This window comes from Burkholderia sp. ABCPW 111, from assembly GCF_000773065.1.
Classification (GTDB): domain Bacteria; phylum Pseudomonadota; class Gammaproteobacteria; order Burkholderiales; family Burkholderiaceae; genus Burkholderia; species Burkholderia savannae.
Map to the genome: position 1 here is coordinate 63,899 of NZ_JPWT01000056.1, position 23,040 is coordinate 86,938.

Below are 23,040 nucleotides of genomic sequence, written 5' to 3' on the forward strand. Positions count from 1 at the left end.
GATGGTCGTGGCGCGGCGTTGCTTTCCCGATTTTCTCGAACGACGCGCGCTCGCGGCTCGCGAAACGGTCCGGGAAGCGCATGATCCGCACGGCGGCCCGGTCGCGCTCGGACCGATGTTTTTCGACAGAATCGGCCGACATGATGCGGTTCGTTGCGGCTTATGGCTGGTTCCTCGTCTTCGGCGGCTCGTCGTTGCGATGTGGCTGGCGACGGGCTGCGCGCCGGGCGGCCGCGCGATTCGTCTTCGGTCCGTCTCCGTCGCGGGCGTTCGATGGTATGCGCTTTGCGTCGCGCGCTCGTTCGGCGTGTTCGCGGCGTGCGTTCACCTCGCGCCCCATGTGCTCGACCACGGTGTGAAGCCCGCGGCGGCGGTGATGTTGCTCGGCGCGATCGGCGTCGGCAGTACGGAGATCGCGCTTGCGTGGCGCGGCGTCAAGGACGACACGCCGTACGGCACGCCGGCGCTCAAGGCGCGCGGCAGGCTGCTTGCGCGATGGTGTGATGGTGCGTGCGATGACGTGATGACGCGATGACAGCGGCGCGCGTCGTCAAGGGCGTCAGCTCCGACGAGCGCACATGGGTGATCGAGTCGGCGTCGGACGAGTTCCACGTGACCGATCAATACGTCGGATGGCCGATCGTGTGGGTACGCCGGTCGGCCGCGCACCTCGGCACCGTGAAGGCGCTGCTGCTGCGCGAGTGGCGTGCGCTCGTGCCGGTGAAATGGCGCGACGGGATGGTGGCGTGACGAGAGGGTGCGGCGACAGGGCGAGACGACAGGGCGCACGGGTCCGCATGATCGGATTGTCGATGACGCGCGTTTTCCGCTGCTGTGACGTGTGTTTCACGAAACATCGCGCGCGGGCGTCCGGCGCGTTTTGCGCACGGCTTTTCGGGCCGCGCGGCCGCGTCGAACGGGCCGCTCGACGTTCGCGCGCATGGCGATGCGGCAAGTGGTTCTATCGAAATTCGTTAATTGGTTCTTAGTCACAAACCGTTTGATGCTTACACTGCTGCTTCGCTTCGAAGGCGGCCGATCACGATGCCGACGACAGGCGCGCCGCAATGCGCCGCCGCATGCGCGGCGCACTGCAAACGCGGCCTCGCAGCTCTGCGTGGCGAACCTGTCCGAGTGGCCGCAGGCATGACGTCCGATCGACGCGCGACGCCCGCCGCGCCGCGCACGGTTCGATAACAACAAAGCCCCCGCGCCGCCTTCACGCGATGCCCGGCCATACCGGAACCGTTTTTTTGGAGGGAGACATGGAAGGAAGACAGACAGGCCTCGGAACCGGCCTGAAGCCGCGGCACGTCACGATGCTGTCGATCGCGGGCGTGATCGGCGCCGGGTTGTTCGTCGGTTCGGGGCATGCGATCGCGGAGGCCGGCCCGGCCGCGCTGATCGCCTATGCGATCGCCGGGCTGCTCGTCGTGCTCGTGATGCGCATGCTCGGCGAAATGGCGGTCGCGCAGCCGGACAGCGGCTCGTTCTCGACCTACGCCGATCGCGCGATCGGCCACTGGGCCGGCTTCACGATCGGCTGGCTGTACTGGTGGTTCTGGGTGCTCGTGATCCCGATCGAGGCGACGGCCGCGGCGACGATCCTCAACGCGTGGTTTCCCGGCGTCGCGACATGGATCTTCGCGCTCGGCATTACGTCGTTGCTCACCGTGACGAATCTTTTCTCGGTCAAGAACTACGGCGAATTCGAATTCTGGTTCGCGCTCATCAAGGTGGTCGCGATCGTCGTGTTCCTCGTGATCGGCGGCGCGGCGATCGTCGGCGTGCTGCCGGGCTCGAACGTGTCGGGCGTGGCGCGGCTCGTGAACGCGGGCGGCTTCATGCCGAACGGTGTCGGCGCGGTGCTCGCCGCGATGCTGACGACGATGTTCTCGTTCCTCGGCACCGAGATCGTCACGATTGCCGCGGCCGAATCCGAGCATCCGGAGCGCCAGATCGTCCGCGCGACGAATTCGGTGATCTGGCGCATCTCGCTTTTCTATCTCGGCTCGATCTTCGTCGTCGCGGCGCTCGTGCCGTGGAACGACGCGCTGTTGCCCGCGCACGGTTCGTATCAACGCGCGATGGAGCTGATCGGCGTGCCGCATGCGAAGGCGATCATCGACGTGATCGTGCTGGTATCGGTCGCGAGCTGCCTGAATTCGGCGCTCTATACGGCGTCGCGGATGATCTTCTCGCTGTCGACGCGCGGCGACGCGCCCGCGCTTTTGCGCCGCACCGACGCGAGCGGCACGCCGCGCGCGGCCGTGCTCGCGTCGACCGCGTTCGGCTTTCTGACCGTGATCGCGAACTACGTGATGCCCGAGCAGGTGTTCGGTTTCCTGCTCGCGACGTCGGGCGCGATCGCGCTGCTCGTCTATCTCGTGATCGCGATTTCGCAATTGCGGATGCGCTCGACGCTCGACGCGACGGGCGAGCGCCTGCCGCTGCGGATGTGGTGCTTCCCGTGGCTCACGTGGGCGGTGATCCTGTTCATCTGCGGTGTGCTCGTCGTGATGCTGCTGCGCGACGATCACCGGATGGAAGTCGGCTCGACCGCGGTGCTCGCGCTCGCCGTCGTCGCGGCGTCGTGGATGAACCGGCGTGCGCGCGGCGGCGGCGAGCCGGCGCCCGCGGCGTCGCGAGTGTCGGCGAATTTGCGGTGAAGCGACGTCTGGCCCGGCGGCGGCGCGCCGCCACTGCCGGCGTGCCGGCCGCACTCGGCTCGACGATCTGAGTCGCGCGATGCGCGCGAATGCGAAACGGCCCGGCGGCCGCAGGCGGCGGGCGATGTCACGCGCCGCCTGCGGCCGCCGGGCCGGCGATGCGGCTCAGACGTTGAACAGGAAGTTCATCACGTCGCCGTCGTGCACGACGTATTCCTTGCCTTCCGCGCGCATCTTGCCCGCTTCCTTCGCGCCTTGCTCGCCCTTGTACGCGATGAAGTCGTCATAGGCGATCGTCTGCGCACGAATGAAGCCGCGCTCGAAATCCGTGTGGATCACGCCCGCCGCCTGCGGCGCGGTATCGCCGATGTGGATCGTCCACGCGCGCACTTCCTTCACGCCCGCGGTGAAGTACGTTTGCAGGCCGAGCAGCTTGAAGCCCGCGCGGATCACGCGGTCGAGGCCCGGCTCGTCCATGCCCATGTCGGCGAGGAACGCTTCCTTGTCGGCGTCGTCGAGATCGGCGATCTCCGCCTCGATCGCCGCGCACACGGCGACGACCGGCGACTTCTCGCCGTCCGCGTACCGGCGCACCGCGTCGAGGTGCGGATTGTTCTCGAAACCGTCTTCCTTCACGTTCGCCACGTACATCGCCGGCTTCGCGGTGATCAGGCAGAACGGCTTGAGGAGCGCCTTCTCGTCGTCGGACAGATCGAGGCCGCGCACCGCCTTGCCCTGGTCGAGATGCGCGCGCGCCTTCTCGAGCACCGCGACGAGCTTCGCCGCTTCCTTGTCGTTGCCGGACTTCGCCGCCTTCGAATAGCGGGCGAGCGCCTTCTCGACGGTGCCGAGGTCGGCGAGCGCGAGCTCGGTGTTGATTACCTCGATGTCGTCGAGCGGGCTCACCTTGCCGGCGACGTGAATGACGTTCTCGTCCTCGAAGCAGCGCACGACGTGCGTGATCGCGTCGGTTTCGCGGATGTTCGCGAGGAACTGGTTGCCGAGGCCCTCGCCCTTGCTCGCGCCGGCGACGAGGCCCGCGATGTCGACGAACTCGACGACGGCCGGGACGACGCGCTCGGGCTTGATGATGTCGGCGAGCGCCTTCAGGCGCGCGTCAGGCACTTCGACGACGCCGACGTTCGGCTCGATCGTGCAGAACGGGTAGTTCTCGGCGGCGATGCCGGCCTTCGTCAGCGCGTTGAACAGGGTGGACTTGCCGACGTTGGGCAAGCCGACGATGCCGCATTTGAGGCTCATGGGTTCCTTCGGGATTCAATGGGTTGTGCGTGATGCGGGGGCGCTTCGGGCGCGGCGTGGGGCGCTCGTCCGCGCGCTTTGCGGGCCGCACCGGGGCCGGGCATGAGCGCCCGGCCGGACGCCCGGGCGCGGGCAAGACCTGCGTTGCCACCAAAAGCGGCAATTGTAACTCGTTCGACCGCGCATCAAGGCAACCGGCGGCTCGAGCGGCGGCGCGCGTCGGCCGGCCGATGCGAGGCAGGCGGCCGGCGGCGCGGCGACTTTGGCGCACGGAGGAACGCGCATCACGCGGGGCAACGTGGGAGGCAACCGCAAAGATGCGCTTCGAGGGAGGGCCGGCGGCGCTATCCGACGGGCGGCGGCGCCACGCGTCGGTGTCGGCCTTGGCGTTGGTGCGCCGCCGGCCGTGCGTCGGCCGGCCGATGCATGCCGCGTTACGAGCGAGCCTTTGCGGCCCTTCGCGGTGCGTGCCCGGCGAGTCAGTCGGCGATTCGCCGGTCGGCTAGCGCCGCGCGGCAGTCGTCCAGCACCAGCTGCGCGAGGCGCGCGCCGTAGTTCAGATCGTCGGTGTCGATGATTTCTTCCACCGCATCGCGCGCCCACGACGCGTTGACGAAGTCCGCATGCCTCTTCGCGATGTCGAGCGCGATGAGCGAGAGCTTCGCGAGCGTCAGCCAATCGGCCTCGCGCGCGTGGCGGTCGAGCCATTTGTGCGCGGACTGGACCTGAAAGGCTGCGCCTGGCCAGCTCTCGTTCAGGTAGAAGGCGCCGAGATTTCCGACGACGAGCCAGCAGAGCAGCTCCACTCGGTCCTGTTGATTGAGATGGTGGCGCAGGTCGCTCATGGCCGGGCTCACGAAGATGGTTGAGACCTGTTTTTCCGGCGCTTTCGGGGTGATCGCGTCGTCACTGAAACGATAGCACGCGATGGGCGGAATCAGACAAGCGTTCGGTGGGGTGGAACGCACATGGCGTTCGAGCGCGGCGGCTTGCGCAGGGCGGGTGCGGCGGCGCGCGACGCGTCGCATGCGGGACCGGTGCGGTGGCGGATCGGAGGGGGAGAGGGCGCTCGCTCGTGCGGCCGTTTCCGGCGGCGGGCGCGTGCGTGCGCGTCGGTGCTCGGGCATCGGCCCGGCGAGATCGCGTCGGACTCGGCGCGGCGGCGCGCCGGTTCTCGGCCGCGCGCCGAATGCGCCGGCACGCGCGGGCGTTCGCGTCGCCGCTCATGCGCGATGCGACCGGCGACGCGCGTCGCGAGCGGCGCGCCGCCGAATCGCAGCCGAATCACAGCCGAATCACAGCCGACGCCGAACGGCGCATCAATACCGGTAGTAGTAATCGCGATGATGATAGTAGCCGCCGCCTTCCGGCACCACGATGCATCCTCCGAGCACGCTGCCCAGCACGACGGCGAGGGCGGCGAGAGCCGCGATCCGTTTCATCGACATCTCCTGTTGTTGCGTCGGCTCACTGTAGCGGCGGCCCGCATGACAAGCGGTGTGCGTTTGTAAGGAAACGTGTGACGCGTAATGCGCGCTCCCGATAGCGTGCGGCGGCGAGCGCGCGCCGGTTACATCGCCGCGCACGTGCGGCGCGCTAGCCGCGGCGCGCGGCGTTCGTCCTTACGTGAAAACCCGCGGCGAACGATCGCCGCGGAACCGGTCCGGCGCGTGCGTCGCCGTGTCGCGTGCCCTGATTCACCGCAAATTCCCCGAGCGAAACGGCCTGGCCCTCCCGGCTATAATGCCCGCCATGACTGCCTACCATCAGACCTTCGACGTCGCCGTCGTCGGCGGCGGCCTCGTCGGCAAGACGGCCGCGCTCGCGCTGACGCAGGCGGGCCACAAGACCGCGCTGCTCGCGCAGCCGGCCGCTCCGCGTCCCGCCGATCTCGCGTTCGACTCGCGCATCTACGCGCTGTCGGCGAGCTCGCAGGCGCTTCTCGAGCGGCTGCGCGTGTGGCAGGCGCTCGACCACGGCCGGCTCGCGCCCGTCTACGACATGCGCGTGTACGGTGACGCGCACGCCGAGCTGCATTTCTCCGCGTTCCAGGCGGCGGTGTCGCAGCTCGCGTGGATCGGCGAATCGTCGCTGATCGAATGCGCGCTCGACGCCGCGCTGCGCTTCCAGCCGAACCTCACGTGGTTCGACGCGCGCGCGCAGGGCTTCGACGTGAAGCCGGACGCCGCCACGCTCGCGCTCGCGAACGGCGACGTGATCGAGTGCGATCTCGTCGTCGGCGCGGACGGCGCGCATTCGTGGGTGCGCTCGCAGATCGGCTCGAAGGTCGAGCGGCGCGACTATCGGCAGACGGGCGTCGTCGCGAACTTCAAGGCCGCGCACCCGCATCGCGAGACCGCATACCAATGGTTCCGCGACGGCGAGATCATTGCGTTGCTGCCGCTGCCGGACGGCCACGTGTCGCTCGTCTGGTCCGCGAACACGGCGCACGCCGACGAGCTGCTCGCGCTCGATCCCGCGAAGCTCGCGGCCGAGGTCGAGCGCGTGACGATGAGCCGCCTCGGCGCGCTCGAGTGCGTGACGCCCGCGAAGGGCTTCCCCCTCGCGCTGCAGACGGTGGACCGGCTGATCGCGCCGCGCGTCGCGCTCGTCGGCGACGCCGCGCACCTGATTCACCCGCTCGCGGGCCAGGGGATGAACCTCGGGCTGCGCGACGTCGCCGCGCTCGCGGACACGCTCGCGAATCGCGAAGCGTTCCGCGATCTCGGCGACACCGTGCTGCTGCGCCGCTACGAGCGTGCGCGGCGCGAGGACATTCGCGCGCTGATGATCGCGACCGACGGCCTGCAGCGGCTCTTCTCGCTGCCGGGCGCGGTTGCGCGCATCGTGCGCAACACGGGGATGGCGCTCGTCGGCGCGCAGCCGCTCGTCAAGCGCTGGCTGGTCGCGTCGGCGCTCGGCTGACGGACCGGCGCGTCCGGCGAACCTTCGCGCGGCGCGGCGGTCCGACTCTGCTTGACCACGGTCGTACACTGTGACGGTGCACGCACGCTTTGAAGGATGATTTGCATGAAAAAGACAATTCGTATCGCCGCGCTCGCGCTGGCCGCCGCGACGGCGACGCTCGGCTGCACCGCGCAGGCCGATCAATCCACCGACAAGCTGAAGGCAGCGCTGCAGTCGCGCCTCGGCGCCGACGCCCCGATCAAGAGCGTGACGAAATCGCCGATCGCGGGCTTGTACGAAGTCAATCTCGGTTCGCAGATCGTCTACAGCGATGCATCGGGCGACTACGTGCTGCTCGGCGAGCTCGTCAACACGAAGACGCACAAGAACCTGACGGCCGAGCGCCTCGCCGAAATCAACAAGATCGATTTCGCGAGCCTGCCGCTTTCGAATGCGATCAAGGTCGTGAAGGGCAACGGCGCGCGCAAGATCGCGGTGTTCTCCGATCCGAACTGCCCGTACTGCAAGAAGCTCGAGACGACGCTGCAGTCGGTCGACAACGTGACCGTCTACACGTTCCTGTACCCGGTGTTGTCGCCCGATTCGACTGTGAAGTCGAAGTCGATCTGGTGCGCGAGCGACCGTGTGAAGACGTGGCAGGCATGGATGCTCGAGCATCGCACGCCCGCGGTGGCGGCGGGCTGCGACACGACCGCGCTCGACAAGAATCTCGCGCTCGGCCGCGGGATGAACGTGACGGGCACGCCGACCGTGTTCCTCGCCGACGGCAGCCGCCTGCCGGGCGCCGTGTCCGCAGACGAACTGAATCAGGCGCTCGCCGGCGTCAAGTGACGCGGCATTTCTCGCATCGCGAAGGAGGCGTCGGCGCTCGGCCGGCGCCTCTTTTCGTATCCGTATCCGTTCCCGCTTGCCCCGACCGATTCCGACGATGAAGCCGATTCGCTACACGATCGTTCCGAAAGACCCCGCCGCCCACCTGTTCGAAGTGACGCTCACGCTCGCCGATCCCGATCCGGCCGGGCAGCGCTTCTCGCTGCCCGTTTGGATTCCGGGCAGCTACATGGTGCGCGAGTTCGCGCGCAACATCGTGACGCTGCGCGCGTTCAACGAAGCGGGCCGCAAGCTGCGGATCGGCAAGCTCGACAAGCAGACCTGGCAGGCCGCGCCGACGTCCGGATCGATCACGCTGCGCTACGACGTCTACGCGTGGGATCTGTCGGTGCGCGCCGCGCATCTCGACGACACGGGCGGCTTCTTCAACGGCACGAGCGTGTTCCTCGCGCCGCTCGGCCATGAAGACGCGCCGTGCGAGGTGACGATCGAGCGCCCGGCGGGCGACGCGTACCGGCGCTGGCGCGTCGCGACCGCGCTGCCGCAGGCGCACGGCACGAAGCGCTACGGCTTCGGCGCGTACCGCGCGGAGAACTACGACGAGCTGATCGATCATCCCGTCACGCTCGGCGAATTCGCGCTCGCGACGTTCGAGGCGCACGGCGTGCCGCACGACGTCGCGATCGCGGGCCGCGTGACGGGCCTCGATCTCGAACGGCTCGCGGCCGACCTGAAACGCGTGTGCGAAGCGCAGATCGCGCTCTTCGAGCCGAAGACGAAGCGCGCGCCGATGTCCCGCTACGTATTCATGACGCAGGCGGTGAGCGACGGATACGGCGGGCTCGAGCATCGCGCGTCGACGGCGCTCATCTGCAGTCGCGCCGATTTGCCGGTGAAGGGGCGTCCGGAGAAAACGGAAGGCTATCGAACGTATCTCGGCCTGTGCAGCCACGAGTACTTTCATACGTGGAACGTGAAGCGGATCAAGCCGGCCGCGTTCGCGCCGTACGATCTGTCCGGCGAGAGCTACACGTCGCTGCTGTGGCTCTTCGAAGGCTTCACGTCGTACTACGACGACCTGATGCTCGTGCGCAGCGGCCTCATTTCGCAGAGCGACTACTTCGCGCTCGTCGGCCGCACGATCGCGGGCGTGCAGCGCGGCGCCGGCCGGCTCAAGCAGAGCGTCGCCGAAAGCTCGTTCGATGCGTGGATCAAGTATTACCGGCAGGACGAGAACGCGACGAACGCGATCGTCAGCTACTACACGAAGGGCTCGCTCGTCGCGCTCGCGTTCGATCTCGCGATTCGCGCGCAGACTCGCCATCGCAAGTCGCTCGACGACGTGATGCGGCTGCTCTGGCAGCGCTTTGGGCGCGACTTCTACCACGGCAGGCCGCACGGCGTCGGCGAGGACGACGTGAAGGCGCTGATCGCCGAAGCGACGGGCGTCGATCTCGGCCGCTTGTTCGACGATGCGGTGTCCGGCACGCGCGACCTGCCGCTCGCCGAGCTGCTGGAGCCGTTCGGCGTGACGCTCGCGCCCGACACGGGCGCGAACGGCTCGGCCGATGCGCGCCCGTTGCCGACGCTCGGCGCGCGCACGCGAGGCGGCGCGGAATGCACGCTCGCGGCCGTGTACGAAGGCGGCGCCGCGCATCGCGCGGGGCTGTCGGCGGGTGACGCGCTGGTCGCGGTCGACGGGCTGCGCGTGACGGGCTCGAACCTCGACGCGCTGCTTGCGCGCTACCGGCCCGGCGACAAGGTCGAGATCCACGCGTTCCGGCGCGACGAGCTGCGCGTCGCACAGCTCAAGCTCGACGGCCCCGAAATCGCGCGCTACAAGCTGACCGCCCAGCCGAAGCCCGCCGCGACGCGCGCGCATCGCGACGCATGGCTCGGGCTGCCGGCGGCGCGCGACCGGCGATAGGCGCACTGAACCGGGCGCGGATTGTTTCGCTATTGCAACAATCCGTCACCCGGCCGCCGCTTTTTCGCGGCGGCGGCAATCCGCACAATGGCGTCACTCGCGCTGCACTTGGCGCAAACCAAACCCACGGAGCCCGACATGACGACCATTCTTCAGATCAATTCCGCCGCCCGCTCGCAAGGCGCCCAGTCGACTTTGCTCGCCGACGAACTGACGGCCAAGCTGCAACGCAGCAACCCCGGCGCGACCGTCAAGGTCCGCAACCTGCTTGCCGACGCGCTGCCGCACCTCGACGACGCAGTCCTCGGCGCGTTCTTCACGCCGGCCGATCAGCGCACCGCCGAGCAGAAAGCGATCGTCGCGAAGAGCGACACGCTGATCGACGAACTGAATTCGGCCGACGTGATCGTGATCGGCGCGCCGATGTACAACTTCGGCGTGTCGTCGCAGCTGAAGACGTATTTCGACTGGATCGCCCGCGCGGGCGTGACGTTCCGCTACACGGCGCAAGGTCCGGAAGGGCTGATCAAGGGCAAGAAGGTGTATGTGGTGTCGGCGCGCGGCGGCAAGCACGTCGGCATGCCGACCGACAGCCAGACGCCGTTCCTGAAGACGTTCCTCGGCTTCATCGGCATGTCCGACGTGACGTTCGTCTACGCGGAAGGTCTCGCGCTCGGGCCGGATGCGGCGACTGCGGCGCTCGCGAGCGCGCGCGAGGTGATCGCCGCGGTTTGAGCGTCCTCGCTCGATCGCCGAAAAAAACGCCGCGGACCGGAAGGTTCGCGGCGTTTTTGCTCGTGCCGACGAAGGCCGGATAGCGGGCGCATCGCGGCGCGGCGTATGTTCGCGCGCGGCGTGAACGAATCGTCGCGTATGGCGGCTTGCGTGCAAGCCGTCGAGCGGCGGCGCGACGGTTGACGAAGGGCTGGCGGCGGGAGGGGCGGGCGGCATCGAATCCGGTATCGCGGTGAATGGTGAAGCGCGGCGCGTCGGATCATCAGCGCGTCGGCACGTCGCCGTCGCGCCTGCATCGAATCCGGCCGACGCCGCGCACGGGCTGGCGCGCGCCGGGCCTTTCCTTCGCCGGCGCTCCGGACGAAGCGGAATGCGCAATGCGAGCTTCGATGCTCAAGCGAGCGTCTCGGGCTCGTCGGGCAGCCGCCAGTCGATCGGCTCGCGTCCGTGCCGCGTCAGGTAATCGTTCGCGAGCGCGAAATGGCGGCAGCCGAGGAAGCCGCGATGTGCGGACAGCGGCGACGGATGCGGCGCCTCGAGCACGCAATGCTCGCGCGCGTCGAAGAGCGCGCGCTTCGCCTGCGCGTGCGCGCCCCACAGCATGAACACCAGGTGGCGATGCCGCGTTGCGAGCTCGTGGATCAGCGTGTCGGTGCACTTTTCCCAGCCGCGCTTCGCATGGCTCGCGGCCGACGAGCGCTCGACCGTCAGCACCGTGTTCAGCAGCAGCACGCCCTGGCGCGCCCACGAGTCGAGGCAGCCGTGGCGGGGCGTGTCGTAGCCGAAGTCGGCCGAGATTTCCTTGAAGATGTTGCGCAGCGACGGCGGCGGCCGCACGCCGGGCGGCACCGAGAACGCGAGCCCATGCGCCTGCGCAATCCCGCGATCCTCGCCGTGATACGGGTCCTGGCCGAGGATCACGACCTTCACGTCGTCCGGGTGCGTGAGCCGCAGCGCGCGGAACACGTCGGCCGGATAGACGGCCTTGCCCGCCGCGCGCTCGCCGTCGACGAAGCCGCAGAGCGGCGCGTACGCGTCGCTCGCGATGAACGGCTCGAGAATCGCGCGCCAGTCGGGCGGCAGCGCGTCGAATTGCGATTCGAGGGGCGACGCGCAGGCGCCGTCGTTCGCCGGGGGCGGAGCAGGTACGGCGGGTTCGTCGAATAGTGAGGATTGTCGCATCGGGCGGGGGGGCGAGGTCTTTTTGGTCATGCGGGAAGCAGGGCGGTCAGTCGGCGCGCAGATCGCCGCCGCGCAGCCGGTAGCCGCGCTGCGCCTTGCTCAGGTTGTCCGGCGCGACGTCGGACACCGCGGCGGCGACCGCTTCGGCGAGCGACGTCAGCGCGGCCGCGTCGCCTTCGACGAGCTCGAGCTCGATCTCGCAAATCGGCTCGCGCCGCACGTCGCCGTTCACTTGCGCGACGATCTCGCCGCGATCGAGCGCGGCCTCGATCGTCGCGCCCGCGTGCTCGATGTGCCACAGCGTGCGCGAGAAATCGGTGCGAAAGAGCGCGATCAAATGCGGCGCGGCGGCGCGCAGCGCGTCGGCCGCGCTCGCGACGTCGCACGCGGCGCAGAGCGCGTCGACCTCGAGCGCCTCGCCCGCGACGGGCATCTCCCACTCATGGCGGCGATGCAGCCCGCCGACGGCCGCGCCGACCGTCTTGAAGGTCTGCAGCCAGCCTTGCGGCGCGAGCCGCAGCCGCAGCGCGCTCTTCGCACGCGCGAGCGCGAGCGCCGGCGTGTCGAAGTAGACGTTCACGAGCGTGATCTCGCGGCCCGGCGCGCCGGCGCGCGCGTCGAGGAAGCGCCGCGCCGCGTCCACCTGCGCGGCGGGCAGCGCGAGCTTGATCTCCTGTTCGATCGCCATCGTGCGCCGCACTCAGAAAAACATCCGAGCGAGCTCCGCGCCCGGATTCTCGGCGCGCATGAACGCCTCGCCGACGAGGAACGTGTGCACGCCCGCCGCCTCCATCCGCTCGACGTCCGCGCGCGACAGGATGCCCGATTCGGTGACGACGATCCGGTCGCCGGGAATCGCGTCGAGCATGCCGAGCGTCGTATCGATCGTCGTCTCGAACGTGCGCAGGTTGCGGTTGTTGATGCCGATGAGCGGCGTCTTCAGCGTGAGCGCTTCGTTCAGCTCGTCGCGGTTGTGCACTTCGACGAGCACGGCGAGGCCGAGCGAATGCGCGTACGCCTCGAGATCCTGCATCAGCGGCGTGTCGAGCGCGGCGGCGATCAGCAGGATCGCGTCCGCGCCCATCGCGCGCGCTTCGAGCACCTGATACGCATCGACGATGAAGTCCTTGCGCAGCACGGGCAGGCTGCACGCGGCGCGCGCCTCTTCGAGATAGCGCGCGCTGCCCTGGAAGAACTGCTCGTCGGTGAGCACCGACAGGCAAGCGGCGCCGTGCGCGGCGTACGCGCGCGCGATGTCGGCCGGCACGAAGTGCTCGCGCAGCACGCCTTTCGACGGGCTCGCCTTCTTCACTTCGGCGATGACGGCCGCGCGCCCCGCCGCGTGCTTGTCGCGCAACGCGCCGACGAAGTCGCGCGAATCGCGCGCCGACGCCTGCAGCTTCAGTTCTTCGAGCGGCGCGCTCTTGAGCGCGGCGGCGATCTCTTCGCGCTTGACCGCGATGATTTTGTCGAGGATGTCGCTCATGGGTGTCCTGCGTGCTTGATACGGATTCGGTTGAGGCGCCAGGCGCCGGATCAGCGCTTGAACTGCTGCGTGAAGCGCACGAGCGCGTCGACCTTCGCGCGCGCGCGGCCGCTCGCGATCGCTTCGCGCGCAAGCTGGATGCCGTCGGCGATCGAGCCCGAGACGTTCGCCGAATAGAGCGCGGTGCCCGCGTTCAGCGTGACGATCTCGCGCGCGACGCCCGGCTTGTTGCCGAGCGCCTCGAGCAGCATCGCGCGGGACTCTTCGGCGTTCTCGACCTTCAGCGTGCGGTTCGACACCATCTGCATCCCGAAGTCCTCCGGGTGGATCTCGTACTCGCGCACTTCGCCGTCGCGCAGCTCGCCGACGAGCGTCGCCGCGCCGAGCGACACTTCGTCCATCCCGTCCTTGCCGTAGACGACGAGCACGTGCTGCGCGCCGAGGCGCTGCATCACGCGCACCTGGATGCCGACGAGATCCGGATGGAACACGCCCATCAGCTGGTTAGGCGCGCCGGCCGGATTCGTGAGCGGCCCGAGGATGTTGAAGATCGTCCGCACGCCGAGCTCGCGGCGCACGGGCGCGATGTTGCGCATCGCCGGATGATGGTTCGGCGCGAACATGAAGCCCATGCCGGTTTCGGCGATCGACGCGGCCACCTCGTCGGGCTGCAGATCGATGTTCACGCCGAGCGCCTCGAGCACGTCGGCGCTGCCGGACTTGCTCGACACGCCGCGGTTGCCGTGCTTGGCGACCTTCGCGCCCGCCGCCGCCGCGACGAACATCGTCGCGGTCGAGATGTTGAACGTGTGCGAGCCGTCGCCGCCCGTGCCGACGATGTCGACGAAATTCGCGTTGTCCGCGACCTCGACGTGGCGCGCGAACTCGCGCATCACGGCCGCGGCGGCGGCGATCTCGCCGATCGTCTCCTTCTTCACGCGCAGGCCGGTGATGATCGCGGCCGACATCACGGGCGACATGTCGCCGCGCATGATGAGCCGCATCAGGTGCAGCATTTCGTCGTGGAAGATCTCGCGATGCTCGATCGTGCGCTGCAGCGCTTCCTGGGGAGTGATCGTCATGATTCGGTCCGCCGTCGTCAGGCTGAATGAGCGGCTGCTTGCCGCGCCTCTTTCAGGAAATTCTCGAGGAGCGCGTGGCCGTGCTCCGACAGGATCGATTCCGGGTGGAACTGGACGCCTTCGATGGGCAGCGTCTTGTGGCGCACGCCCATGATCTCGCCGTCGTCGGTCCACGCCGAGATCTCCAGGCAATCGGGCAGCGATTCGCGCTCGATCGCAAGCGAATGATAGCGGGTCACGTCGAAGTGCTTCGGCAAGTCGGCGAACACGCCGCGGCCGTCGGTCTCGATCCGGCTCACCTTGCCGTGCATGATCGTCTTCGCGCGCACGACGCGGCCGCCGAACGCCTCGCCGATCGCCTGATGGCCGAGACACACGCCGAGGATCGGCTTCTTGCCGGCGAATTCGCGCAGCACGTCGAGCGTGATGCCCGCGTGCTGCGGGTTGCTCGGGCCGGGCGACAGGCAGATCGAAGCGGGGTTCAGGCGCGTGATCTCGTCGAGCGTGATTTCGTCGTTGCGATAGGTGCGCACGTCTTCGCCGAGCTCGCCGAAGTACTGAACCAGGTTGTAGGTGAACGAATCGTAGTTGTCGATCATGAGCAGCATGGTCAGTCTCCGGTCAGAAGTCGGAATCGAGGCCGTCTTGCACCTGTTCGGCCGCGCGCAGCACCGCGCGCGCCTTGTTCTCGGTCTCCTGCCATTCGGATTCGGGCACCGAGTCGGCGACGACACCCGCCGCCGCCTGCACGTACAGATTGCCGTTGTGGATGAGGCCCGTGCGGATCGCGATCGCGAGATCCATCTCGCCCGAGAACGACAGATAGCCGACCGCGCCGCCGTAGAGCCCGCGCTTGACCGGCTCGAGCTCGTCGATCAGCTCCATCGCGCGCACCTTCGGCGCGCCGGACAGCGTGCCCGCCGGGAACGTCGCGCGCAGCACGTCGTAGTTCGTCATGCCGGGCTTCAGCTTGCCTTCGACCGAACTCACGATGTGCTGCACGTGCGAGTACTTCTCGATCACCATCTTGTCGGTCACACGGACCGAGCCGATCTGGGCGATGCGGCCGACGTCGTTGCGCGCGAGGTCGATCAGCATCACGTGCTCGGCGATTTCCTTCGGATCGCCGAGCAGCTCGGTCGCAAGCGCCGCGTCGCGCTCGGGCGTGTTGCCGCGCGGGCGCGTGCCGGCGAGCGGGCGAATCGTGACGATCTGGTCGTCGCCGCGCTTTTCCTGGCGCACGAGGATCTCGGGCGACGCGCCGACGACGTGGAATTCGCCGAAGTTGTAGTAATACATATAGGGCGACGGGTTCAGCGAGCGCAGCGCGCGGTACAGCGACAGCGGATTGTCGCGATACGGCTTCGTCAGGCGCTGGCCGACCTGAATCTGCATCAGCTCGCCCGCCGCGATGTATTCCTTCGCCTGGCGCACGGCGGCCAGATAGTCTTCCTTCTTGAACTCGCGATAGATCTCGGTGCGCACGCTTGCCGACGTGACGGGCGGCACGACGCTCGCGCGCAGCCGGTGCTTGAGCTCGCGCAGCCGCTGCTTCGCCTTCGTGTACGCCTCGGGCTTCGTCGGATCGGCATAGACGATCAGGTAGAGCTTGCCGGCGAGATTGTCGATGACGGCGACTTCCTCGGTCAGCAGCAGCTGGATGTCGGGCAGGCCGAGATCGTCGCGAGGCGCGGTGTGCGCGAGCTTCTTCTCGATGTAGCGCACCGCGTCGTAGCCGAAATAGCCGGCGAGGCCGCCGCAGAAGCGCGGCAGGCCGGGGCGCTGCGCGACCTTGAAGCGGCTCTGGAATGTCGCGATGAACGCGAACGGATCGCCTTCATGCGTTTCGGCGACTTGCCCGTCCGTCACGACTTCCGACACGCCGTTCTTCGTGCGCACGAGCGTATGCGCGGGCAGGCCGATGAACGAGTAGCGCCCGAAGCGCTCGCCGCCCACGACCGATTCGAGCAGGAAAGAGTTGGCGCCGCCGCGTTCGGGCTGCGCGAGCTTCAGATACAGCGAAAGCGGCGTCTCGAGGTCGGCCAGCGCTTCGGCGATGAGCGGAATGCGGTTGTAGCCCTCGTTGGCGAGCGATTGGAATTCGAGTTCAGTCATGTTCCGGTCCTGTCGTCGGGACGATCGGCGCGGCGCGCCGGGAATCGCGTGGCGCTGCGCTCGCGCCCGGGGCGCCGCCCCTCGCGGGGCGGGTCGGACGAACCGGCGGATGCTGTGCCTGGCGATCGTGCGCCGCGTGCCGGCGTCAGCCCGAACGCAAAGCGTTCGACGGCGGCAACACCGGCAAGTTGGACGACGATCGGGGCGCGGACGCGCAGCGAAACAAAAAACGGGGCTGAAGGCGAGCTTCAGCGTACCTCATCGAGGTTGGCGCGACCAGCGACGCCAGGGCCAGGCTCCCCGGTCGATGCTGCTCAGACTCCGTTTTCTGTTCAGAAACATGCGGATGGAAGAAAAAGTCAGACGGCTGATTTTGCCGAATTGTGCGCGATGACGACCTGCGCGGCGGCGAAAAGCGAATCGACTATACCATCCGATTCGATCGTTTGTATAGCGTTGCCATGGTTGTAGCCGTACGGCACGGTGAGCGTCGCCATGCCAGCCGCGCGGCCCGCGAGCGCGTCGTTCTCCGAATCGCCGATCGCGACCGTCGCGCGCGGCGCGACGCCGAGCGCGACGCACGCGGCGAGCATCGGCGCCGGGTCGGGCTTCTTGCGCGGCGCGCTGTCGCCGCCGAACACCGCGCCGAAGTAGTCGCGCAGGCCGTACTGAGCGAGCAGCTCGACCGCGAACCGGTGCGGCTTGTTCGTCACGCATGCGAGCTTGACGCCCGCGTCGCGCATCGCGTGCAAGCCTGCCTCGACGTCCGGGTAGAGCCGCGTGTGGCGGCCGTTGATTTTCGCGTATTCGGCCTGGTAGAGCGCGAGCGCCTCGTCGAAGCGCGCTTTCGCCTCGTCTTCCGAAAAACGCGGCGTCAGCACGCGCTGGATCAGGTTCTCCGAGCCTTTGCCGACGTAGCGCATCACCTCCTCGCGCGTCGTTTCTTGCGCGTCGAGCTGCGCGAGCATCGCGTTCAGGCCGGCCGTGAAATCGTCTGCGGTATCGACCATCGTGCCGTCGAGGTCGATGAGCGCCGCGTCGATGCGCGGCGCGCCGAAAAGGGGCGTCGTCGTCATCGTGCTCACGCGCGCTTGACGGTCGCGAGCGCGTCGCGCATTTCGCCGATCACCTGACGATAGTCGGGCTTGCCGAAGATCGCCGAGCCCGCGACGAACGTGTCGGCGCCCGCCGCGGCGATTTCGGCGATGTTGTCGGCCTTCACGCCGCCGTCGACTTCCAGATGGATCTCGCGGCCCGTCCGCGCGGTGTACGCGTCGATTCGCGCGCGGGCGTCGCGCAGCTTGTTGAGCGCCTCGGGAATGAACGACTGGCCGCCGAAGCCCGGGTTCACCGACATGATGAGCACGAGGTCGACGCGGTCCATCACGTGGTCGAGATAGTTGAGCGGCGTCGCCGGATTGAACACGAGGCCCGCCTTGCAGCCGTGATCGCGGATCAGGCTGAGCGTGCGGTCGACGTGATCCGACGCCTCCGGATGAAAGCTGATCAGGTTCGCGCCCGCCTTCGCGAAATCCGGCACGATCCGGTCGACCGGGCGCACCATCAGGTGCACGTCGATCGGCACCTGCACGTGCGGACGGATCGCCTCGCAGACGAGCGGGCCGATCGTGAGGTTCGGCACGTAGTGGTTGTCCATGACGTCGAAGTGGATCCAGTCGGCGCCGGCGGCGACCACGTTGCGGACTTCTTCGCCGAGCCGCGCGAAGTCGGCCGACAGAATGCTGGGGGCGATGCGGAATTGCGTCATGAGCGGAAAGCGCGTGGGGAGCGTTGCGATACGAAAAACGTCATTCTACCGCCGCGGCGCGCGCCGCCCGGTTGCGGGCCGCGGCCTCATCAAGCAGAATGCCGAACCAAAGCGGCGCGTCGGCCGCACGGGGCGGGCGCCTCGGCGTCGGCTGCGGCGGGCGACCTCGACGGGACCATCATGAGCCAGTATCGATTCAGCGTGTCGGTGAAGACCAGCTACCTGCCGGAACAATCCGACCCCGAGAACCGTCAATACGCATTCGCGTACACGCTGACGATCCGAAACACGGGCCAGGTCGCGGCGCAGCTGATCGCGCGGCACTGGATCATCACGGACAGCGAGAACCAGGTTCAGGAGGTCAAGGGGCTCGGCGTCGTCGGCCACCAGCCGCTGCTGCAGCCGGGCGAGCAGTTCGAGTACACGAGTTGGGCCGTGATCGCGACGCCGGTGGGCACGATGCGCGGCGCGTATTTCTGCGTCGCGGAGGACGGCGAGCGCTTCGAGGCGCCCGTCGACGAATTCGCGCTGCACATGCCGCGCACGCTGCATTGAGCGTGCGGCATCGCGGGGGCGCGGGAGATTCAAAGGTGTTTTCAGCGCTGGGGCTTGTCGTGCCGGCCGGGCTGCTTCTTCTTGCCCGAAGCCGTCCAGACGACGATGAAGACGAGCAGGGCGAGCGCCAGCAAAGATTCCAGCGCGAAGATGAGCATCGGGTATTGGTCGAGCAGATCGGACATGGCGGTTTCCATCATCAACGGACATTGTATGGGTTTTAGCCGGCGGCTTGCCGGGTGGGCGGCGGCCGTCGCGGCCGCGGCGCTCCTCGCCGCGTGCGGCGGCACGCCGCTGCGGCAGGCCTCGCGGCCCGCGGGTGCCGCGATCGTACCAGGGCAGATCGCGGCTGCGCGGCTCACGCCCGTCGCGTGGCAGCAGGTGCCGGGCTGGCAGGACGACAGCCTGATCGGCGCGACGATCGCGCTGCGCGAGAACTGCGCGCGCCTCGCGCGGCAGGCGAACTGGCAGCGCGCGTGCGCGGCGGCCGCGCGGATCGACGATCTCGACGTGGGCAGCGCCCGCAGCTTCTTCGAGACGTATTTCACGCCGTTCCAGTTCGCGAACAACGACGGCACGCTCGACGGCCTCGTGACCGGCTACTACGAGCCGCTGCTGCACGGCTCGCGGGTGCGGCGCGGCCCGTATCAGTACGCGCTCTACCGCTGGCCCGCGGGCTATCGCGCGGGCGCGTCGATGCCGGCGCGGGCGCCACTCGTGCGCTCGGGCGCGCTCAGCGGCAACGAGCTCGTGTGGGTCGACGATCCGATCGAGGCGTTCTTCCTGCAGGTGCAGGGTTCGGGCCGGATCGTTCTCGACGACGGCTCGGTGATGCGGGTCGGCTACGGCGGCACCAACAACCAGCCGTACCGTTCGATCGGCAAGTGGCTGCTCGACCGCGGCGAACTCGGCGCAGGGCAGGCGACGATGCAGGGGATCAAGGCGTGGGCGCGCGCGAATCCGTCGCGGGTCGACGCGCTGCTCGACACGAATCCGCGCTTCGTGTTCTTCCGCGAGATGCCGTCGCAGGAAGACGTGCCGCACGGCGGCGCGGACGGCCCGGTCGGCGCGCTTGGCGTGCCGCTCACGCCGGAGCGCTCGATCGCGGTCGATCCGTCGTCGATTCCGCTCGGCACGCCGGTGTTCCTGCAAACGACGCGTCCGATGACGAATGCGCCGCTCAATCGCCTCGTGTTCGCGCAGGACGTCGGGACGGCGATCAAGGGCGGCGTGCGCGCCGACTACTTCTGGGGGCTCGGCGACGACGCGGGCGATCAGGCCGGCCGGATGAAGCAGACCGGGCGGATGTGGTTGCTCTTTCCGAATTCATGATCCGAACTTGATCCGGGCGCGAGCGTGCTGGCGGTGAGCGTCGATTCGTCTCGCGCGGCCGCTGGCCGCGTGGGCGTGCGATCTCATGATCGCGTCGCGCAAACGTTGCGTTCGGGCATTGCGTTCGGTAGGCGCCGGATTGCGCAGGTAGGCCCCCAAATTGCGCACTGCGTTTGCCTGCTCGCCGGGCGGTGCGGCATGCATTGCTTTGTGCGTCCGGCGATGCGGGTGCAAGCCGCGCGAACGGCGCGCGACGGACGGCAGCGCCACGCTTGGAGGCCCGCCCCGCCGTCGCACACGATCGTCACGGCCGCCGCTTGTCGACCACCCGCCGCGCCTTGCCGACAGAGCGCTCGATGCCGTTGACGGGCAGCACGTTGACGATCGCCGTCACGCCGATCAACGATTTGATGTCGTGCGCGAGCGCCTTGCGCGCGGCGTCGATCATGGCCGCGTCCGGCGCGGTCTCGGGGCAGGGCTCGACGTTGAGCGTGAGCACGTCGAGCGGCCCGTCCTTCGTCAAGACCACCTGATAGTGCGGCGCGAGCGCGCGCTGCTTCAACAGCTGTTCCTCGAGCTGAGTCGGAAACACGTTCACGCCGCGCACGATCATCATGTCGTCAGAGCGGCCGGTGATCTTTTCCATCCGGCGCATCGTGCGCGCGGTGCCGGGCAGCAGGCGCGTGAGGTCACGGGTCCGGTACCGGACGATCGGCATCGCCTCCTTCGTGAGCGACGTGAACACGAGCTCGCCGAACTCGCCGTCCGGCAGCACTTCGCCCGTGTCGGGGTCGATGATTTCGGGGTAGAAGTGGTCTTCCCAGATCGTCGGACCGTCCTTCGTTTCGACGCATTCCGACGCGACGCCCGGGCCGATCACTTCGGAGAGCCCATAGATGTCGACTGCGTCGATGCCCATGCGCTTCTCGATCGCGGCGCGCATGTCGTTGGTCCACGGCTCCGCGCCGAAGATGCCGATTCGCAGCGAGCACCGAGCCGGATCGAGGTGCTGGCGCTCCATCTCGTCGGCGATCGACAACATGTAGCTCGGCGTCACCATGATGATGTCGGGCCGAAAGTCCTGGATCAACTGCACCTGCTTTTCCGTCTGCCCGCCGCCGAACGGAATCACTGTGAGTCCGGCCCGCTCCGCGCCGTAATGTGCGCCGAGCCCGCCCGTGAAAAGGCCGTAGCCGTAGCTCACGTGAACCTTGTCGCCCGGCCGTGCGCCCGCCGCGCGAATCGAGCGGGCGACGAGATTGGCCCACGTATCGATGTCGTGCGCCGTGTAGCCGACCACGGTCGGCTTGCCCGTCGTGCCCGACGAAGCGTGAATGCGCGAGATGCGTTGTTGCGGCACGGCGAACATGCCGAACGGGTAGTTGTCGCGGAGGTCGTTTTTCGTCGTGAACGGAAAACGGCTCAGATCCGCGAGCGTTTTCAGATCGTTCGGATGAACGCCCGCCTCGTCGAACTTGCGCCGGTAGACCGGCGAATGCTCATACGCATGCGCGAGCGACCATTTCAAGCGTTCGAGCTGAAGCGCGAGCAGTTCGTCGCGGCTCGCTCGTTCGATCGGCTCGAGCGGAAGCGAGGTTGCCATGATGTCTCCAATATATTTATGTGGGCTGCGTGGACGCTAATGGTCTGCAGGGATCACCGTCCCTTTGATTTGAGTCGATTTGCCGCGGAACATCGCGACGGGCTCTCCCGCCCGGTTCGTCACGCGGATATCGTAGATGCCGTGCCGGCCGTTCAGTGTCTGCTCCGTCGCCTCGGCGGTGAGCACGTCGCCGCATGCGACCGGCCGGAGGAATTCGATCGAGCAGCCGGCCGCGACCGTATTGATGTTGTACGAGTTGCACGCGAACGCGAACGCCGAATCCGCGAGCGCGAAGATGAGCCCGCCGTGGCAGATCTGGTGACCGTTCAGAAAATCGGGGCGCACCGGCATGCGCAAGCGAGCATAGCCCGGCCGCACTTCGAGCAGCTCCATGCCGAGCTCGCGGCTGCACGCGTCTGCTGTATACATCGCTTCCGCGGTCGCGCGGGCGAGCGCTTCGGCGGAGCGTTCGGCGGCGGCCGATGGGGTGTGCGCAGCCATCTCAGCGCCCCTCGAAGCGAGGCGCGCGCTTTTCGATGAACGCGCGCACGCCTTCCGCGTAGTCGTACGATTGCCCGAGCTCGCGCTGAAGATCGCGTTCGAGATCGAGCTGCTGGTCGAGCGTGTTGGTGATGCCCGCGCGCATCGCCTGCTTGATCGCGGCGATCGCGCGCGTCGGCTGTTGTGCGAGTTGTCGGGCGAGCTGGGTGGCGGTGCCTGGCAGCTCGGCGTCGTCGACGACGCGCCACACGAGCCCCCAGCGCTCGGCCTGCTCGGCGCCGAGCTTGTCGCCCGTCAGCGCGAGGCCCAGCGCGCGGGCGAAGCCGACGCGTTGTGGCAGGAACCACGTGCCGCCCGAATCGGGAACCAGGCCGATTTTCACGAACGACTGGATGAAGCTGCTCGATTTCGCCGCGATGACGATGTCGCATGCGAACGCGAGATTGGCGCCCGCGCCCGCCGCGGTGCCGTTCACGGCGGCGATGACGGGCAGCGGCAGCGCTTGCAGACGGCGAACGAGCGGATTGAAGTGCTCTTCGATCATCGTGCCGAGGTCGGTCGTCGCACCCGGCGTGAAATCGAGGTCGGCGAGATCCTGGCCCGCGCAGAAGCCGCGCCCCGCGCCTGTGAGAATCAGTGCGCGCGCGTTCGCGGCCTGCACGTCGCCGAGCGCCGATTGCAGCTCGCGATGCATGTCGCGCGTGAAGCTGTTGAGCTTGTCGGGGCGATCGAGCGTGATCGTCGCAACGTGTGTCGCCTGATCGATTTCGATGCGAATCGCTTGGTAGGACATCGGCTGTCTCCTTATGTTTTCGATTCGGTTCAAACTTCAGAAGTCTGAGCGGATGTCGCGGGGCGCGCTCGAACCGGCTGGTCGCCGTGGCTCGGCTTGCGTCTCCTGCGAGCCTGTGAGCCGTCTGCCTTCGAAATGAACCGGATGAGCACTTCGTCGGTTTGTCGGCCCTACACGCGCTCGATCGCGATGGCGATCCCCTGACCGACGCCGATGCACATCGTGCAGAGCGCGTAGCGGCCGTTCGTGCGATGCAGCTGGTACGTCGCGGTC

At 68.0% G+C, this 23,040-nt stretch carries 23 protein-coding genes and 2 pseudogenes; 9 read left to right on the forward strand and 16 right to left on the reverse strand.

From position 1 onward, the window contains the following. Window positions 1–277: 277 nt before the first annotated feature. The 3 genes and pseudogenes from X946_RS36120 to gabP form a co-directional block, all read left to right on the forward strand. A pseudogene (locus X946_RS36120) lies at window positions 278–409 on the forward strand (MFS transporter); the annotation flags it as partial. Window positions 410–412: 3 nt separating this feature from the next. Next, window positions 413–750 (forward strand): annotated as a pseudogene (locus tag X946_RS36125) (MmcQ/YjbR family DNA-binding protein). Window positions 751–1,265: 515 nt separating this feature from the next. Further along, on the forward strand, window positions 1,266–2,669 hold the full coding sequence (gene gabP, locus X946_RS09925) for a GABA permease (RefSeq protein WP_038746491.1): 1,404 nt from the start codon (window positions 1,266–1,268) through the stop codon (window positions 2,667–2,669). Window positions 2,670–2,834: 165 nt separating this feature from the next. Here gabP and ychF read toward each other — a convergent pair whose 3' ends face one another. From ychF to X946_RS36535, 3 genes are all read right to left on the reverse strand, one after another. Next, window positions 2,835–3,929: a redox-regulated ATPase YchF gene (ychF, locus tag X946_RS09930; RefSeq protein WP_038746494.1), complete on the reverse strand. Its 1,095-nt coding sequence runs from the start codon at window positions 3,927–3,929 to the stop codon at window positions 2,835–2,837. 479 nt (window positions 3,930–4,408) lie between these two features. After that, window positions 4,409–4,774, reverse strand: coding sequence for a hypothetical protein (locus X946_RS09935; protein WP_038746496.1), 366 nt, complete (start codon window positions 4,772–4,774; stop codon window positions 4,409–4,411). A 474-nt stretch (window positions 4,775–5,248) separates the two neighbouring features. After that, a complete protein-coding gene (locus tag X946_RS36535; RefSeq protein WP_081989481.1) occupies window positions 5,249–5,371 on the reverse strand; it encodes a hypothetical protein in 123 nt (40 codons plus the stop codon). 301 nt (window positions 5,372–5,672) lie between these two features. Between X946_RS36535 and X946_RS09945 the strand changes: the two genes are divergently transcribed. The 4 genes from X946_RS09945 (at window position 5,673) to X946_RS09960 (ending at window position 10,350) form a co-directional block, all read left to right on the forward strand. Continuing rightward, a complete protein-coding gene (locus X946_RS09945; protein WP_038746501.1) occupies window positions 5,673–6,854 on the forward strand; it encodes a UbiH/UbiF family hydroxylase in 1,182 nt (393 codons plus the stop codon). 105 nt (window positions 6,855–6,959) lie between these two features. Then, window positions 6,960–7,688 (forward strand): DsbC family protein, encoded by a 729-nt coding sequence (locus X946_RS09950; RefSeq protein ID WP_038746504.1) that lies wholly within the window; start codon window positions 6,960–6,962, stop codon window positions 7,686–7,688. Between the two features lie 97 nt (window positions 7,689–7,785). After that, window positions 7,786–9,615 (forward strand): M61 family metallopeptidase, encoded by a 1,830-nt coding sequence (locus X946_RS09955; RefSeq protein WP_038746550.1) that lies wholly within the window; start codon window positions 7,786–7,788, stop codon window positions 9,613–9,615. Window positions 9,616–9,753: 138 nt separating this feature from the next. Further along, entirely contained in the window at window positions 9,754–10,350 is a 597-nt protein-coding gene (locus X946_RS09960; protein ID WP_038746553.1) for an FMN-dependent NADH-azoreductase, read from the forward strand. Window positions 10,351–10,743: 393 nt separating this feature from the next. Here the strand turns inward: X946_RS09960 and X946_RS09965 are convergent, their stop codons facing one another. From X946_RS09965 to X946_RS36130, 9 genes are all read right to left on the reverse strand, one after another. Next, a complete protein-coding gene (locus X946_RS09965; protein WP_038746507.1) occupies window positions 10,744–11,532 on the reverse strand; it encodes a uracil-DNA glycosylase in 789 nt (262 codons plus the stop codon). Between the two features lie 46 nt (window positions 11,533–11,578). Continuing rightward, window positions 11,579–12,220 carry a CYTH domain-containing protein gene (locus X946_RS09970; protein ID WP_038746511.1) on the reverse strand — a complete coding sequence of 214 codons (642 nt, stop codon included), beginning with the start codon at window positions 12,218–12,220 and terminating at the stop codon, window positions 11,579–11,581. 12 nt (window positions 12,221–12,232) lie between these two features. Further along, window positions 12,233–13,018, reverse strand: coding sequence for an indole-3-glycerol phosphate synthase TrpC (trpC, locus tag X946_RS09975; RefSeq protein WP_038746513.1), 786 nt, complete (start codon window positions 13,016–13,018; stop codon window positions 12,233–12,235). A 50-nt stretch (window positions 13,019–13,068) separates the two neighbouring features. Continuing rightward, the gene (gene trpD, locus X946_RS09980) at window positions 13,069–14,100 is read right to left on the reverse strand and encodes an anthranilate phosphoribosyltransferase (protein WP_038746517.1); all 1,032 of its coding nucleotides are present in this window, start codon (window positions 14,098–14,100) and stop codon (window positions 13,069–13,071) included. A gap of 17 nt (window positions 14,101–14,117) precedes the next feature. After that, entirely contained in the window at window positions 14,118–14,708 is a 591-nt protein-coding gene (locus X946_RS09985) for an aminodeoxychorismate/anthranilate synthase component II (RefSeq protein WP_038746520.1), read from the reverse strand. Window positions 14,709–14,721: 13 nt separating this feature from the next. Next, complete coding sequence (gene trpE / locus X946_RS09990; protein ID WP_038746522.1) at window positions 14,722–16,215, reverse strand: anthranilate synthase component I; 1,494 nt, start codon at window positions 16,213–16,215, stop codon at window positions 14,722–14,724. Window positions 16,216–16,574: 359 nt separating this feature from the next. After that, a complete protein-coding gene (locus X946_RS09995; RefSeq protein ID WP_038746555.1) occupies window positions 16,575–17,291 on the reverse strand; it encodes a phosphoglycolate phosphatase in 717 nt (238 codons plus the stop codon). A gap of 5 nt (window positions 17,292–17,296) precedes the next feature. Next, window positions 17,297–17,983, reverse strand: coding sequence for a ribulose-phosphate 3-epimerase (rpe, locus tag X946_RS10000; protein WP_038746524.1), 687 nt, complete (start codon window positions 17,981–17,983; stop codon window positions 17,297–17,299). A gap of 45 nt (window positions 17,984–18,028) precedes the next feature. Beyond that, entirely contained in the window at window positions 18,029–18,238 is a 210-nt protein-coding gene (locus X946_RS36130) for a hypothetical protein (RefSeq protein WP_081989475.1), read from the reverse strand. Between X946_RS36130 and apaG the strand changes: the two genes are divergently transcribed. Next, window positions 18,164–18,538 (forward strand): Co2+/Mg2+ efflux protein ApaG, encoded by a 375-nt coding sequence (apaG, locus tag X946_RS10005; RefSeq protein WP_038746527.1) that lies wholly within the window; start codon window positions 18,164–18,166, stop codon window positions 18,536–18,538. The genes X946_RS36130 and apaG overlap by 75 nt on opposite strands. Window positions 18,539–18,579: 41 nt before the next feature. Here apaG and X946_RS36135 read toward each other — a convergent pair whose 3' ends face one another. Beyond that, on the reverse strand, window positions 18,580–18,723 hold the full coding sequence (locus tag X946_RS36135; RefSeq protein ID WP_038746530.1) for a hypothetical protein: 144 nt from the start codon (window positions 18,721–18,723) through the stop codon (window positions 18,580–18,582). A gap of 28 nt (window positions 18,724–18,751) precedes the next feature. Between X946_RS36135 and mltA the strand changes: the two genes are divergently transcribed. Beyond that, window positions 18,752–19,870 carry a murein transglycosylase A gene (mltA, locus tag X946_RS10015; protein WP_052145048.1) on the forward strand — a complete coding sequence of 373 codons (1,119 nt, stop codon included), beginning with the start codon at window positions 18,752–18,754 and terminating at the stop codon, window positions 19,868–19,870. A 304-nt stretch (window positions 19,871–20,174) separates the two neighbouring features. Here mltA and paaK read toward each other — a convergent pair whose 3' ends face one another. From paaK to paaG, 3 genes are all read right to left on the reverse strand, one after another. Beyond that, window positions 20,175–21,473: a phenylacetate--CoA ligase PaaK gene (gene paaK, locus X946_RS10020; RefSeq protein ID WP_038746536.1), complete on the reverse strand. Its 1,299-nt coding sequence runs from the start codon at window positions 21,471–21,473 to the stop codon at window positions 20,175–20,177. A 36-nt stretch (window positions 21,474–21,509) separates the two neighbouring features. Continuing rightward, entirely contained in the window at window positions 21,510–21,902 is a 393-nt protein-coding gene (gene paaI / locus X946_RS10025; RefSeq protein ID WP_081989482.1) for a hydroxyphenylacetyl-CoA thioesterase PaaI, read from the reverse strand. Between the two features lie 73 nt (window positions 21,903–21,975). Beyond that, window positions 21,976–22,767: a 2-(1,2-epoxy-1,2-dihydrophenyl)acetyl-CoA isomerase PaaG gene (gene paaG / locus X946_RS10030; protein ID WP_038746542.1), complete on the reverse strand. Its 792-nt coding sequence runs from the start codon at window positions 22,765–22,767 to the stop codon at window positions 21,976–21,978. Window positions 22,768–23,040 lie beyond the last annotated feature (273 nt).

Bases quoted from the DNA above. Each gene is read 5' to 3' on its own strand.
- gabP (WP_038746491.1), top strand. From the start codon at position 1,266: ATGGAAGGAAGACAGACAGGCCTCGGAACCGGCCTGAAGCCGCGGCAC.
- ychF (WP_038746494.1), bottom strand. From the start codon at position 3,929: ATGAGCCTCAAATGCGGCATCGTCGGCTTGCCCAACGTCGGCAAGTCC.
- X946_RS09935 (WP_038746496.1), bottom strand. From the start codon at position 4,774: ATGAGCGACCTGCGCCACCATCTCAATCAACAGGACCGAGTGGAGCTG.
- X946_RS36535 (WP_081989481.1), bottom strand. From the start codon at position 5,371: ATGAAACGGATCGCGGCTCTCGCCGCCCTCGCCGTCGTGCTGGGCAGC.
- X946_RS09945 (WP_038746501.1), top strand. From the start codon at position 5,673: ATGCCCGCCATGACTGCCTACCATCAGACCTTCGACGTCGCCGTCGTC.
- X946_RS09950 (WP_038746504.1), top strand. From the start codon at position 6,960: ATGAAAAAGACAATTCGTATCGCCGCGCTCGCGCTGGCCGCCGCGACG.
- X946_RS09955 (WP_038746550.1), top strand. From the start codon at position 7,786: ATGAAGCCGATTCGCTACACGATCGTTCCGAAAGACCCCGCCGCCCAC.
- X946_RS09960 (WP_038746553.1), top strand. From the start codon at position 9,754: ATGACGACCATTCTTCAGATCAATTCCGCCGCCCGCTCGCAAGGCGCC.
- X946_RS09965 (WP_038746507.1), bottom strand. From the start codon at position 11,532: ATGCGACAATCCTCACTATTCGACGAACCCGCCGTACCTGCTCCGCCC.
- X946_RS09970 (WP_038746511.1), bottom strand. From the start codon at position 12,220: ATGGCGATCGAACAGGAGATCAAGCTCGCGCTGCCCGCCGCGCAGGTG.
- trpC (WP_038746513.1), bottom strand. From the start codon at position 13,018: ATGAGCGACATCCTCGACAAAATCATCGCGGTCAAGCGCGAAGAGATC.
- trpD (WP_038746517.1), bottom strand. From the start codon at position 14,100: ATGACGATCACTCCCCAGGAAGCGCTGCAGCGCACGATCGAGCATCGC.
- X946_RS09985 (WP_038746520.1), bottom strand. From the start codon at position 14,708: ATGCTGCTCATGATCGACAACTACGATTCGTTCACCTACAACCTGGTT.
- trpE (WP_038746522.1), bottom strand. From the start codon at position 16,215: ATGACTGAACTCGAATTCCAATCGCTCGCCAACGAGGGCTACAACCGC.
- X946_RS09995 (WP_038746555.1), bottom strand. From the start codon at position 17,291: ATGACGACGACGCCCCTTTTCGGCGCGCCGCGCATCGACGCGGCGCTC.
- rpe (WP_038746524.1), bottom strand. From the start codon at position 17,983: ATGACGCAATTCCGCATCGCCCCCAGCATTCTGTCGGCCGACTTCGCG.
- apaG (WP_038746527.1), top strand. From the start codon at position 18,164: ATGAGCCAGTATCGATTCAGCGTGTCGGTGAAGACCAGCTACCTGCCG.
- X946_RS36135 (WP_038746530.1), bottom strand. From the start codon at position 18,723: ATGTCCGATCTGCTCGACCAATACCCGATGCTCATCTTCGCGCTGGAA.
- mltA (WP_052145048.1), top strand. From the start codon at position 18,752: ATGGGTTTTAGCCGGCGGCTTGCCGGGTGGGCGGCGGCCGTCGCGGCC.
- paaK (WP_038746536.1), bottom strand. From the start codon at position 21,473: ATGGCAACCTCGCTTCCGCTCGAGCCGATCGAACGAGCGAGCCGCGAC.
- paaI (WP_081989482.1), bottom strand. From the start codon at position 21,902: ATGTATACAGCAGACGCGTGCAGCCGCGAGCTCGGCATGGAGCTGCTC.
- paaG (WP_038746542.1), bottom strand. From the start codon at position 22,767: ATGTCCTACCAAGCGATTCGCATCGAAATCGATCAGGCGACACACGTT.